The sequence below is a fragment of the Thermovirga sp. genome (assembly GCA_012523215.1).
Taxonomy (GTDB): Bacteria; Synergistota; Synergistia; order Synergistales; family Thermovirgaceae; genus 58-81.
Genome location: JAAYIZ010000010.1, coordinates 1 through 10588 on the forward strand (window position 1 = coordinate 1; position 10588 = coordinate 10588).

At 58.8% G+C, this 10588-nt stretch carries 22 protein-coding genes; all 22 read right to left on the reverse strand.

Translation table 11 applies throughout. From position 1 onward, the window contains the following. The coding region (map, locus tag GX108_00365; GenBank protein NLO55501.1) for a type I methionyl aminopeptidase at positions 1-604 on the reverse strand (604 nt) is incomplete at its 3' end. 3 nt (positions 605-607) lie between these two features. Next, positions 608-1252 (reverse strand): adenylate kinase, encoded by a 645-nt coding sequence (locus GX108_00370; GenBank protein ID NLO55502.1) that lies wholly within the window; start codon positions 1250-1252, stop codon positions 608-610. Positions 1253-1268: 16 nt separating this feature from the next. Continuing rightward, the gene (secY, locus tag GX108_00375) at positions 1269-2564 is read right to left on the reverse strand and encodes a preprotein translocase subunit SecY (GenBank protein NLO55503.1); all 1296 of its coding nucleotides are present in this window, start codon (positions 2562-2564) and stop codon (positions 1269-1271) included. Beyond that, complete coding sequence (gene rplO, locus GX108_00380; GenBank protein NLO55504.1) at positions 2565-3011, reverse strand: 50S ribosomal protein L15; 447 nt, start codon at positions 3009-3011, stop codon at positions 2565-2567. Between the two features lie 14 nt (positions 3012-3025). Then, positions 3026-3211, reverse strand: coding sequence for a 50S ribosomal protein L30 (rpmD, locus tag GX108_00385; GenBank protein NLO55505.1), 186 nt, complete (start codon positions 3209-3211; stop codon positions 3026-3028). A gap of 15 nt (positions 3212-3226) precedes the next feature. Further along, the gene (rpsE, locus tag GX108_00390) at positions 3227-3739 is read right to left on the reverse strand and encodes a 30S ribosomal protein S5 (GenBank protein ID NLO55506.1); all 513 of its coding nucleotides are present in this window, start codon (positions 3737-3739) and stop codon (positions 3227-3229) included. Between the two features lie 14 nt (positions 3740-3753). Next, positions 3754-4119: a 50S ribosomal protein L18 gene (locus GX108_00395; protein ID NLO55507.1), complete on the reverse strand. Its 366-nt coding sequence runs from the start codon at positions 4117-4119 to the stop codon at positions 3754-3756. A 20-nt stretch (positions 4120-4139) separates the two neighbouring features. Next, entirely contained in the window at positions 4140-4676 is a 537-nt protein-coding gene (gene rplF, locus GX108_00400; GenBank protein NLO55508.1) for a 50S ribosomal protein L6, read from the reverse strand. A 12-nt stretch (positions 4677-4688) separates the two neighbouring features. Continuing rightward, a complete protein-coding gene (gene rpsH, locus GX108_00405) occupies positions 4689-5093 on the reverse strand; it encodes a 30S ribosomal protein S8 (protein NLO55509.1) in 405 nt (134 codons plus the stop codon). 29 nt (positions 5094-5122) lie between these two features. Beyond that, positions 5123-5308, reverse strand: a complete 186-nt coding sequence (locus GX108_00410; protein NLO55510.1) for a type Z 30S ribosomal protein S14 — start codon at positions 5306-5308, stop codon at positions 5123-5125. A 17-nt stretch (positions 5309-5325) separates the two neighbouring features. Then, positions 5326-5865, reverse strand: coding sequence for a 50S ribosomal protein L5 (gene rplE, locus GX108_00415; GenBank protein ID NLO55511.1), 540 nt, complete (start codon positions 5863-5865; stop codon positions 5326-5328). Positions 5866-5884: 19 nt separating this feature from the next. After that, on the reverse strand, positions 5885-6202 hold the full coding sequence (locus GX108_00420; GenBank protein ID NLO55512.1) for a 50S ribosomal protein L24: 318 nt from the start codon (positions 6200-6202) through the stop codon (positions 5885-5887). A 23-nt stretch (positions 6203-6225) separates the two neighbouring features. Next, entirely contained in the window at positions 6226-6594 is a 369-nt protein-coding gene (rplN, locus tag GX108_00425; protein NLO55513.1) for a 50S ribosomal protein L14, read from the reverse strand. 3 nt (positions 6595-6597) lie between these two features. Continuing rightward, a complete protein-coding gene (gene rpsQ, locus GX108_00430) occupies positions 6598-6888 on the reverse strand; it encodes a 30S ribosomal protein S17 (GenBank protein NLO55514.1) in 291 nt (96 codons plus the stop codon). A gap of 13 nt (positions 6889-6901) precedes the next feature. Continuing rightward, positions 6902-7108, reverse strand: a complete 207-nt coding sequence (gene rpmC / locus GX108_00435) for a 50S ribosomal protein L29 (GenBank protein NLO55515.1) — start codon at positions 7106-7108, stop codon at positions 6902-6904. Between the two features lie 2 nt (positions 7109-7110). After that, on the reverse strand, positions 7111-7533 hold the full coding sequence (rplP, locus tag GX108_00440) for a 50S ribosomal protein L16 (GenBank protein ID NLO55516.1): 423 nt from the start codon (positions 7531-7533) through the stop codon (positions 7111-7113). A gap of 6 nt (positions 7534-7539) precedes the next feature. Further along, on the reverse strand, positions 7540-8208 hold the full coding sequence (gene rpsC, locus GX108_00445) for a 30S ribosomal protein S3 (protein NLO55517.1): 669 nt from the start codon (positions 8206-8208) through the stop codon (positions 7540-7542). 13 nt (positions 8209-8221) lie between these two features. After that, entirely contained in the window at positions 8222-8554 is a 333-nt protein-coding gene (gene rplV, locus GX108_00450) for a 50S ribosomal protein L22 (GenBank protein NLO55518.1), read from the reverse strand. Between the two features lie 11 nt (positions 8555-8565). Then, complete coding sequence (gene rpsS / locus GX108_00455; GenBank protein ID NLO55519.1) at positions 8566-8847, reverse strand: 30S ribosomal protein S19; 282 nt, start codon at positions 8845-8847, stop codon at positions 8566-8568. A 19-nt stretch (positions 8848-8866) separates the two neighbouring features. Next, positions 8867-9694 carry a 50S ribosomal protein L2 gene (gene rplB / locus GX108_00460; protein NLO55520.1) on the reverse strand — a complete coding sequence of 276 codons (828 nt, stop codon included), beginning with the start codon at positions 9692-9694 and terminating at the stop codon, positions 8867-8869. Positions 9695-9713: 19 nt separating this feature from the next. After that, positions 9714-10010 carry a 50S ribosomal protein L23 gene (gene rplW / locus GX108_00465; protein NLO55521.1) on the reverse strand — a complete coding sequence of 99 codons (297 nt, stop codon included), beginning with the start codon at positions 10008-10010 and terminating at the stop codon, positions 9714-9716. Continuing rightward, a partial coding sequence (rplD, locus tag GX108_00470; protein ID NLO55522.1) for a 50S ribosomal protein L4 occupies positions 10007-10588 on the reverse strand: 582 nt, incomplete at its 5' end. The genes rplW and rplD, both read right to left, overlap by 4 nt.

Genomic DNA, 10588 nt, shown 5'->3' on the forward strand with positions numbered 1-10588 from the left:
CCTTTTTCAGGGTGATGCCCTTGCCGGGTGTGCCGTAATTCGGAATCTGCGGGGCCTCGTGAAGTTTTCGACCGATCCCGTGGCCGGCGTATTCCCTTACGACCCCGTAACCCCTGGGGACGGCCCAGGATTCGACCGCATGGCCGATATCTCCCAGTGTGGCGCCATCCCAAGCCACAGAGACAGCCCTCTCCAGGCACTCACGGGTGACCCTGAGCAGGGCCTCTCTTTCCGACGAGATCGCCCCGACCGGGAAGGTGTAGGCGGCATCTCCGTAGAACCCTTCGAAACGGGCTCCCACATCGATGCTGACCACATCGCCTTCCTCGAGGATCCTGTCCCTGTCGGGCTTCCCGTGGACCACCTCGTCGTTGATGGATATGCAAAGGGTTCCGGGAAAGGGAACAGGAGTGCCGGGGACAGTATATCCCTTGAAGGCCGGATGCGCCCCCGAGGCGATTATCAGCTTTTCGGCCTCGGTGTCCAGGGTGAGAGTGTCCAATCCGGGCCGGATGATATCCCTCACCAAGTGAAGGACATCGGCAACTATCTTCCCGGCCTTCCTCAGGCTTTCAATTTCCTGTTCGTTCTTTATGGTGATCATATCCTATAACCCCATGGCCTTCTCGATTGCCATGACGACAAGGGAGCCTTCCTGGCCGGCGTCCACCCGGACGAGTTGCCCCTTCTCCTCGTAGTAGCGGATCAGCGGAGCCGTCTGTTTCTCGTAGACCTCCAGCCTTTTGACGACGACCTCTTCCCTGTCGTCGTCCCTCTGGAACAACTCACCGCCGCAACGGTCACAGATCCCGGGGATCTTGGGGCTTTTGTAATTCACGTTGTAGATCTCGCCGCAACTCCCGCAGACCCTCCTGCCGGTCAGCCGATCGATGACGAGCTGCCTGGGAATCTCGAAGAGTATGACCCCGTCGAGGGTGATTCCCATCTTCACAAGCAGGCGGTCCAGGGCCTCGGCCTGGGGGACCGTCCTGGGAAACCCGTCCAGGATGAATCCCCTGCCACAGTCCGGTTTCCGGAGACGTTCCTCCATCATGGCGATAATCACATCGTCGGGTACCAGCCTGCCCGTGTCCATGTACTGCCTGGCGGTCTTACCCAGAGGGGTCCCGTCCTTGACATTCTCTCTCAAGATGTCGCCCGTCGATAGGTGGGCGAAACCATAACGGTCCTTGAGAACGGCTGCCTGCGTCCCCTTTCCCGCGCCGGGCGATCCGAGGAAGATTACTCTCATGACCTCGCCATTTCCCTTAGAACTTGAGGAGCCCGGCGGTCTTTCCCTTTGACCGCTTCAGGATGCCCTCGTAATGCCTCATCAGGAGCTGGGCCTCGACCTGGTGGACCGTATCGAGGGCCACGCCAACCACGATCAGGACGGCGGTCCCCCCAAAGTAGAAGGTGGTGATCCCCATGAGGCGTGTCATCAGGGTCGGCAGCAGGGCAACGGCGGCAAGGAAGACGGCACCGCCGAGGGTGATCCTCGACATCACCTTCTCGATGTACTCGGCCGTCGGTTTACCCGGCCTGATACCCAGGACAAAGCCCCCGTACTTCTTCATGTTCTCGGCCGTATCGTTGGGATCGAAGACGACCGCGGTATAGAAGTAGGAGAAGAAAATGATAAGAACCACGTACAACGTCATGTAGACAAGGCTATCGGGCGACAGAAAACGCTGGATCATCATCGACACGTTCCCCGAAAAGAAACGGACGATGGTCAAGGGGAACAGCAGCACCGACGACGCGAATATTATCGGTATGACGCCGGCCTGGTTTACCTTCAGGGGTATGAAGGTGCTCTGCCCTCCGTAGACCTTGTTGCCCACGACTCTCTTCGCGTACTGGACGGGAAGCCTCCTCTGTCCCTCCTGGAGAAGAACGCAACCAGCGATGACCACGAGCATCAGGACAAGGGCCAGGGTCACGACAAGGACGTTCATCTCGCCCATCCTTACAAGATTCCAGGTCCTGATCACGGCCTCCGGCAGCCTGGCCACGATCCCTGCGAAAATCAGGAGGGAGATGCCGTTGCCTATCCCGTGGTCGGAGATCTCCTCCCCCAGCCACATGACGACCAGGGAGCCAGCCGTGACCGTGAAGACCGCGGCCAGGAAGCCCATCCACCCCCCTGAGAAAACGCCCAGGTTCCTGAGCCAGAAAGTCATGCCTATGGCCTGGACGGTGGCGAAGAACACCGTGCCGATCCGGGTGTACTGGACGATCTTCTTCCTGCCCTGCTCTCCTTCTTTCTGGATCTTTTCCAGGGCAGGAAACACCACCACCAGCAGTTGCATAACGATGCTGGCGTTGATGTAGGGTGCCACCCCCAACGCGAAAACGCTGAATCTCCTGAGGGCGCCACCGGCGAAGAGGTCGAGGAACCCGAGCACCCCGCCCTGATCGAAGAGGCTGGCCATGGCGCCGGCATCGATGCCCGGCGTGGGAATATGTGTACCGAGGCGGAAGAGGAAGAGAACTCCCATGGTGAAAAGTATCTTCCTCTTGAGGTCGGGCAACCTGAAAGCATCCCTGAATGCGTCCAGCACCTAGATCACCTCGGTCTTCCCGCCTGCAGCCTCTATCTTGGCCACCGCCTGGGCGCTGAAGGCGTTGGCCTTCACGGTCAGTGTCCTGGAAACCTCGCCGTTACCCAGCACCTTCACCGGTTTATTGGCGCTACGGATGAGCCCGGCCATCACCATCTCGGGAATGCCCACCTCGCCGCCATTCTCGAAATGGTCGTCGATGCTTCCCACGTTCACCAGTTGAAAGGTCTTTTTGAACCTGGCGTTACTGAAACCCCGCTTGGGGATCCTTCTCGTAAGGGGCATCTGCCCGCCCTCGAAACCGGGACGAACCCCTCCGCCGCTTCTGGCTTTCTGACCCTTGGTACCCTTGCCGGCGGTCCTGCCCTTGCCGGATGCCGTACCCTGTCCCAATCTTTTCGGTTTTCTCCTCGACCCAGGAGCGGGCCGGAGCTCATGAATTCCCACGAGCCTCTCCCCCCCTATTCTCCTACGATCTCCCAGTCCACGAGGTGCTCTACCGTGGCTATCATCCCTCGGATCTGGGGAGTGTCTTCATGTATTACGGTCTGCCTGATCTTCCTCAGGCCCAAGGCCCGCACCGTCGCTCCCTGGCGAGGGAGGCGGCCTATGGTGCTCTTCCTGAGCGTTATCCTCAGCTTGGCCATCGTCACCTTCGCCCCCTATGCTTCCTGGGGCTGGCGGACTTCCTTGCCGCGAAGCCGCATGACCTCCGCCGGAGAGCGGAGTCCCCTGAGAGCTTCCATAGTGGCATAGGCCACGTTGACCGGGTTCGAGGTCCTGCCGATCACCTTGGTCACCACGTCGCTGACGCCGCCCAGCTCCATGATAGCCCGGACCGCACCCGCTGCGATAACGCCCGTCCCGGGAACGGCCGGTTTGAGAAGGACCTCGGCAGCGCCAAATCGTCCCACTATATCGTGGGGGATGCTGCTGCCGACCCTTTTCAGTTCGACCTGCTCCTTCTTGGCCTTCTCGATGCCCTTTCGGACGGCCTCGGAGATCTCCCTGGCTTTACCGATGCCTACGCCAACATTCTGCATGCCGTCGCCGACAACCACGAGGACGCTGAATCGGAACCTCTTGCCGCCCTTCACAACCTTGCTCACTCGATTTATGGAAACGACTCTTTCGAGCATTTCCTGGCCCTTCGGACCGCCTTCCTTGACCCTCATTTCCTGCAACCTCCTTAGAACTTCAGGCCGGCTTCACGGGCCGCGTCCGCCAGGGCCTTGACCTTGCCATGATACAAGTGACCACCGCGGTCGAAAAGAACCTGGGTGATGCCCTTTTCCAGGGCCCTTTCGGCAACGACCCTGCCCACGGCCTTGGCGACCTCAAAATCATCGGCGCCTTCCTCGCTGGCTTTTACGCTCTTTTCCAGCGTCGAAGCGGACGCCAGCGTATGGCCCCTGGTATCATCTATGATCTGGGCATACAGGTGGTTCAGACTGCGGAATACGGCAAGGCGCGGGCGCTCCCCGGTACCCGAAAGGGTTTTGCGGAGGCGGCGATGCCTGATCAATCGCATATCATTCCTGGTTCTCTTTTTCATCCTGCCCTTCACCTCGCTATCTAGGCTCCGGCCTTGCCGGCCTTCCGGATAACATGCTCGCCGACGTACCTGATCCCCTTGCCCTTGTAGGGCTCGGGAGGCCTGAAGCCCCTGATGACCGCTGCCGTCTGCCCGACGGCCTGTTTATCTATCCCCTTCACGGTGATCTTCGTGGGACCGTCGGTGGTGATCTCCACTCCCTTGGGAGGATCGTACTCCACCGGGTGGGAGAAGCCGAGGTTCATGACCAGGGTGTTGCCCTGCATCTGGGCGCGCCAGCCGATCCCTATGATCTCGAGTCGCCTCTCGAAGCCGGTGCTGACTCCCTGGACGAGGTTGTTGACCAACGCCCTCATCATCCCGTGATAGGCCCTTGTTTTCTTGTCATCACCCTGCCGGGTGACCTTGACGGCGTTATCCTCGACGGAGACGTCTATCCCCGGGACGAGGTTCACCGAGAGTTCGCCCTTGGGTCCCTTGACCTTGACTTTTTCGTCATCGATCGAAAGGGTCACACCAGGGGGTATATCGATCAGTTTTCTGCCTATTCTCGACACCGATGGCACCTCCTACCAGATGAAGCAGACGACTTCTCCGCCAAGGCCCAGTTTGCGAGCCTCAGCTTCGGGCATCATGCCCTTGGAGGTCGATATGACGGCAGTACCGAGCCCCTTCATGACACTGGGGAGTTCGTCCTTGCGGACATAGATCCTGCGTCCCGGTTTGCTGATCCTCCTGAGACCCTGGATCACGCGCTCCCTTTGGGGGCCGTAGGAAAGGTATAGCCTCAGTGTCGCGTAGGGCTTTTTGGGGTCGTTGACAACCTTGAAATTCTTGACATAACCCTCTTCCTTGAAGATCTTGGCGATGGCCAGCTTGACCTTGCTGAGGGGCATATCAACCGTTTCATGGTAGACCATGTTGGCGTTCCGGATGCGCGTGAGCATGTCCCCTATAGGGTCATTCACATACATTGCAATAGCCTCCTTGACCGCATCCCTTGCTACCAGCTGGACTTGACCACACCGGGGATTTTGCCTTCCCGGGCCAGCTTCCGGAAGCAACAACGGCACATATTGAATTGCCTCATGTAGGCATGGACACGACCACAGAGAGGACACCGAGTATATGACCTTACCTTGTACTTGGGCTCTCTCGTGGCCTTGATCCTCATGGCTTTTCGAGCCATTCGCTTCATCTCCTCCCTTACCGGGCGAAAGGCATCCCAAGAGCCTGGAGCAGGCTCATAGCCTCTTCATCCGTTTTAGCCGTGGAAACAATGGATATGTTCATCCCCCTGATGCGGATCACCTTGTCGTAGTCGATCTCGGGGAAGATCAGTTGCTCTCTCAGGCCGAGGTTGTAGTTCCCATGGCCGTCAAACCCCTTGGGCGACAAACCCTGGAAGTCCTTAATCCTCGGCAGCGCGAGGGATATGAGCCTGTCGAGGAACTCCCACATCCTCGCCCCCCGAAGCGTCACGGAACACCCGACGGGCATCCCCTCACGGAGCTTGAAGCCCGCCACGGACTTCCTGGCTCTTTTCATCGTGGGCTGTTGTCCCGTAATGGTGCGAAGCTCCGCGATGGACGACTCCATGAACTTGAAGTCCACCTTGGCCTCTCCCACCCCTATATTCACTACGACCTTCTGGATCCGGGGGACTTCCATCACGTTGGAATACCCGAACTCCTTCTGCAGTCGTCCCGTGATCTCCTTCTTGTAAAAATCCGCCAGACGCGGCATTGTCAAGTCGCCTCCCCCGTTACACCTTATCGATGATCTCGCCGCACTTCTTGCAGAAACGGACCTTGCGTCCGTCCTCAAGGAAGGCCCTTCCGACCCGGGTCGCAGCACCGCAGGTCGTGCAGACGAGCTGAACCTTGCTGGAGTATACGGGGGCCTCCTGCTTGACTATCCCGCTTTGCGGGTTCTTGGCGGAAGGTTTGACATGCTTCGAGACCGTGTTTACCCCCTCCACCAGCAACAGGTCCCTGGTCGGGAAGCAGCGAAGGACTTTTCCCTCTTTCCCCTTGTCCTTCCCGGAGATGACCTTCACCCGGTCTCCTTTGCGTATCCTGATCTTGCTCATCGCGCCACTTCCTTCTAGACCACTTCCGGAGCAAGGGAAACGATCCTCATGAACCGCTTTTCCCTGAGCTCGCGGGCTACGGGGCCAAAGATCCTCGTGCCCCTCGGATCACCGTTGTTGTCTATGAGAACGGCCGCGTTGTCGTCGAACCTGACATAGGAACCGTCCTTTCGGCGGACTTCTTTTTTAGTCCTGACGATCACGGCTTTTACCACGTCGCCCTTGCCGGCATTGCTGTTGGGTATGGCTTCCTTCACGGAAGCGACCACTATATCGCCGATGGAGGCGTAACGTTTCCTGCTCCCTCCTAGGACCTGGATGCACATGATCTTCTTGGCGCCTGAGTTGTCGGCGACCTTCATCACCGTACGGAGCTGGATCATCCGTTACGCCTCCTTATCCTGGCTGCCGCCGAGGATCGGAGCTCTTTCGATTATCTCGACAACCTGCCATCGCTTGTGGCGACTCAAGGGGCGAGTTTCCTCGATCCTGATCTTGTCCCCGATGCGGCAGGTCTCTTCCTCGTCATGGGCCATGAATTTCTTGCTCCTCAAAACGGGCTTGCCGTAAAGGGAGTGCTTGGCCATGCGGTCTACCTTGACGACGACCGTCTTGGTCATCCGGTCGCTGACGACGGTGCCTACCCGTGTCTTTCTTGAGATGGTCCTTTCGTTCATCCCGCGTTCCCCCCTACACCGGGCGTTTCAGCCCGATCTCCTTCTCCCTCATGACGGTGAGCACCCTGGCGATGGATCGTTTTACATCACCGATGCGCCCGGTATTCCCCAACTGCCCAATGGCATGCTGGAATCGGAGGTTGAAAAGTTCTTCCTTGAACTGCTTGTGCTTGTCGCTCAATTCCTCTAGAGACAACTCGCGAAGTTCCCTGGCGTTCATCCTCATGCACCACCCATTCCATCCCGCGTTACCAGGCGGACCTTTATCGGCAGCTTGTGAGAAGCCGTGAGGAAGGCCTTTTCAGCCACTTCCCTCGATACTCCCGCTATCTCGAACATGATCTTCCCCCTGCGTACGGGGGCGACCCAGAACTCCGGGGCCCCCTTTCCCTTACCCATGCGGGTCTCAAGGGGTTTCCTCGTGAAGGGGTGGTCCGGGAATATCCTTATCCAGGTCTTGCCGCCCTTTTTCATTTTGCGGGAGATCGCCACGCGGGCGGCTTCGATCTGGCGGGCGGTTATCCACGCACATTCGAGCGCCTGGAGGCCGTACTCCCCGAAGGCCACGGTCTTGCCGCCTTTAGCCATGCCTTTCAAGGCACGTCTATAGGTTTTACGGTACTTGACCCTTTTCGGCATGAGCATCCCCAATTACCCCCTCTCGACGGGTTCCTGGCTCCCGGCGGGAGCGGGCCTCACGGCCTGACCCTTGTTTATCCAGACCTTTACGCCTATCACACCGTACAGGGTCCGTGCCTCGGCGAAGCCGTAATCGATGTCGGCCCTGAGCGTCGACAGGGGAAGCCGGCCCTCGAGGTACCACTCGGTCCTGGCGATCTCCGCCCCGCCCAGTCTTCCGCTGCACTGGATCTTGATACCCTCGGCACCGGATTTCATGGCCCGGAAGATGGACTGTTTCATGGCCCGGCGGAAACTGACGCGCCTCTCAAGGGCCGAAGCGACCCCCTCGGCCACGATCTGAGCTTCCTTGTCGGGGTTCTTGATTTCCTGGACGTTGATCATTATCTTGTTGCCCGTCAACTCCTGGATCTCCTCCCTGACCTTCTGGATCTCCGTGCCGCCCTTTCCTATCACTACGCCTGGACGGGCTGTCCAGATGGTGAAACGGATTACCTTGCCGATCCGTTCGATCTCTACCTTCGAGATGCCTGCATGGGACCACCTTTTGGCGATCCAATCCCTGAGCATGAGGTCTTCATGCAGTTTCTCCGCGTAATCCTTGCGGCCCGCATACCATCTCGATTCCCAATCGCGCACTATTCCAAGGCGATACCCTACAGGGTGTACTTTCTGGCCCAACGGTCAACCCTCCCTAACGCTCGGCGACCACGACGGTGATATGGCTGGTGCGATGCTTGTAGGCATGCACCCTGCCCATCGAGACCGGCAGCCAGCGCTTCATCGATGGACCCTGGTCGGCATAGGCCTTAACCACAACCAGTCGATCCATATCCATTCCATAGTTATGCTCGGCATTGGCGATGGCACTCTTGAGCACCTTCTCGACGACCCGAGCGGCCTTCTTCTGGGTGAAGCGGAGCGTCTCGAGGGCCTGGCCGGCCTCCTTGCCCCTTATGAGCGTAAGGACCTGCCTCGATTTGGTCGGCGAAAGCCGCACCTGCCTCGCAATGGCTTTTGCTTCCATGAAAAGCCCTCCTATCGCACGCGGGTGGAACGTTCCTGCCCGGCGTGTCCCCCGAACTTCCGCGTGGGAGCGAACTCCCCAAGCTTGTGGCCCACCATGTTATCGCTTATGAAGATCGGTATATGGGTCCTACCATTATGCACGGCGATAGTGTGCCCAATCATGTCCGGCACGATGGTGGAACGCCTGGACCACGTTTTGATGACTCTTTTCTTTCCTTCCTCGTTCATGGCCTCCACCTTGCGGAGAAGCTTCTGTTCGACAAAGGGCCCCTTTTTTGTTGAACGAGCCATATTTTGTCCCTCCCTGCCGCTACTTCTCGTAACGTCGCCGTACGATGAACTTGTCCGACGGCTTGCGTTTACGGGTTCTGTACCCCTTGGCGGGCGTCCCCCAAGGGGACACGGGGTGCATGTGGGATTTGCTTTTCCCTTCCCCACCGCCCATGGGGTGATCCACGGGGTTCATGACTATCCCCCTGACGCGGGGACGCCTGCCAAGCCATCGGCTTTTACCGGCTTTACCGCGGGTGAGGTTTTCGTGCTCCTCGTTGCCCAACTGGCCGATGGTGGCCATGCACTCAAGAAGGGCCAGGCGAAGTTCTCCGCTGGGAAGCCTGATGAAAGCCCTCTTACCCTCCTTGGCCATGAGTTGCGCCGCTGTCCCCGCCGACCGGACCATCACTCCGCCTCGACCCGGCTCGAGTTCGATGTTGTGGACGAAGGTACCCACGGGGATATCCCTCAATTTCAAGGCGTTTCCGGGGCGGATATCCGATTCCGGACCCGCCATGACGGTGCTGCCGACTCCCAGGCCGACCGGGGCGAGGATGTACCTTTTCTCGCCATCGACATAATGGATCAGCGCTATCCTCGCCGAGCGATTGGGATCGTACTCTATGGAGGCCACTTTTCCGGGGACTCCGATCTTGTCACGCTTGAAGTCGATGATCCGGTAGAGTCGCTTGGTGCCTCCCCCGCGGTGTCTCATGGTGATCCTTCCGAGGTTGTTGCGCCCCCCGGACCTTTTCAGGGTTTCCACCAGCGATTTCTCGGGCTCGGTCTTGGTGATCTCTTCGAAGGAAGAGGTCGTCATGAACCTGCGCCCCGGAGTGTAAGACTTGTATTTTTTAACGCTCATCTTTTAAAAACCTCCCCGCCTAGGCGCCGGCGCCTTCGAAGAACTCGATGCGCTCGCCGGCAGCGACGGTTACGATGGCCTTCTTCCAGGCCCTGGATTTGCCCAGGAAGGCCCCCATCCTCTTGGGTTTCGGCCTGACGTACAGGGTTCTCACCTTGACCACCTTGACCTTGAAAATGGAGGACACGGCGTTCCTGACCTCGATCTTGTTGGCCTTCGGGTGAACCTCGAACGTATACTTGTTATGTTCCATCAGCCGGCTGCTCTTTTCCGTGATGATCGGCCTCAGGATGATGTCCTGCGGCAATGATTTCATGCCCCGTACACCTCCTCGATCTTCCTGGCAGCGTCCACCGTCAGGATCATCCTGTTGTGATTCAGGATGTCGTAAACGTTGATGCTGTCCACATGGAGGACCATTGTCCCCGGGATGTTGGAGGCCGACTTATAGATCGCGTCGCTGCTCTCGCCCACCATGACCAGGACCTTCCTTCCGGCGTCGATCTCCGCCAGGAAGGAGGCCATGCTCTTCGTGTCGGGCTTTTCTATGTCAAGGCGGTCGAGCAGGACCAGCCCTCCTTCGAGAACCTTGAGAGAAAGCGCACTCTTCAGGGCGATCCTTCTGACCTTCCGGTTGACCTTCTGGTGATAGTCCCTGGGGCGGGGGCCATGGGTGACTCCACCGCCTACCCAAAGGGGAGATCGCCTGCTGCCGTGCCTGGCCCTCCCCGTATGTTTCTGCCTCCAGGGTTTTCTCCCGCCGCCGCGCACTTCACCCCGGGTCTTGGTTGAGTGCGTTCCCTGCCTGGCATTAGCCTGCTGGGCTACCACGACCTGGTGCATCGCCGGCACATGGACAGGAGCCGCGAAAACGGAATCGGAAAGGTTCTCCTC

Excerpts from the sequence above, each read along its gene's own strand:
- GX108_00370 (NLO55502.1), bottom strand. The coding sequence starts at position 1,252 with ATGAGAGTAATCTTCCTCGGATCGCCCGGCGCGGGAAAGGGGACGCAG.
- rpmD (NLO55505.1), bottom strand. The coding sequence starts at position 3,211 with ATGGCCAAGCTGAGGATAACGCTCAGGAAGAGCACCATAGGCCGCCTC.
- rpsE (NLO55506.1), bottom strand. The coding sequence starts at position 3,739 with ATGAGGGTCAAGGAAGGCGGTCCGAAGGGCCAGGAAATGCTCGAAAGA.
- GX108_00395 (NLO55507.1), bottom strand. The coding sequence starts at position 4,119 with ATGAAAAAGAGAACCAGGAATGATATGCGATTGATCAGGCATCGCCGC.
- rpsH (NLO55509.1), bottom strand. The coding sequence starts at position 5,093 with ATGTATGTGAATGACCCTATAGGGGACATGCTCACGCGCATCCGGAAC.
- GX108_00410 (NLO55510.1), bottom strand. The coding sequence starts at position 5,308 with ATGGCTCGAAAAGCCATGAGGATCAAGGCCACGAGAGAGCCCAAGTAC.
- rplE (NLO55511.1), bottom strand. The coding sequence starts at position 5,865 with ATGCCGCGTCTGGCGGATTTTTACAAGAAGGAGATCACGGGACGACTG.
- rplN (NLO55513.1), bottom strand. The coding sequence starts at position 6,594 with ATGATCCAGCTCCGTACGGTGATGAAGGTCGCCGACAACTCAGGCGCC.
- rpsQ (NLO55514.1), bottom strand. The coding sequence starts at position 6,888 with ATGAACGAAAGGACCATCTCAAGAAAGACACGGGTAGGCACCGTCGTC.
- rpmC (NLO55515.1), bottom strand. The coding sequence starts at position 7,108 with ATGAACGCCAGGGAACTTCGCGAGTTGTCTCTAGAGGAATTGAGCGAC.
- rplP (NLO55516.1), bottom strand. The coding sequence starts at position 7,533 with ATGCTCATGCCGAAAAGGGTCAAGTACCGTAAAACCTATAGACGTGCC.
- rplV (NLO55518.1), bottom strand. The coding sequence starts at position 8,554 with ATGGAAGCAAAAGCCATTGCGAGGCAGGTGCGGCTTTCGCCGACCAAA.
- rpsS (NLO55519.1), bottom strand. The coding sequence starts at position 8,847 with ATGGCTCGTTCAACAAAAAAGGGGCCCTTTGTCGAACAGAAGCTTCTC.
- rplB (NLO55520.1), bottom strand. The coding sequence starts at position 9,694 with ATGAGCGTTAAAAAATACAAGTCTTACACTCCGGGGCGCAGGTTCATG.
- rplW (NLO55521.1), bottom strand. The coding sequence starts at position 10,010 with ATGAAATCATTGCCGCAGGACATCATCCTGAGGCCGATCATCACGGAA.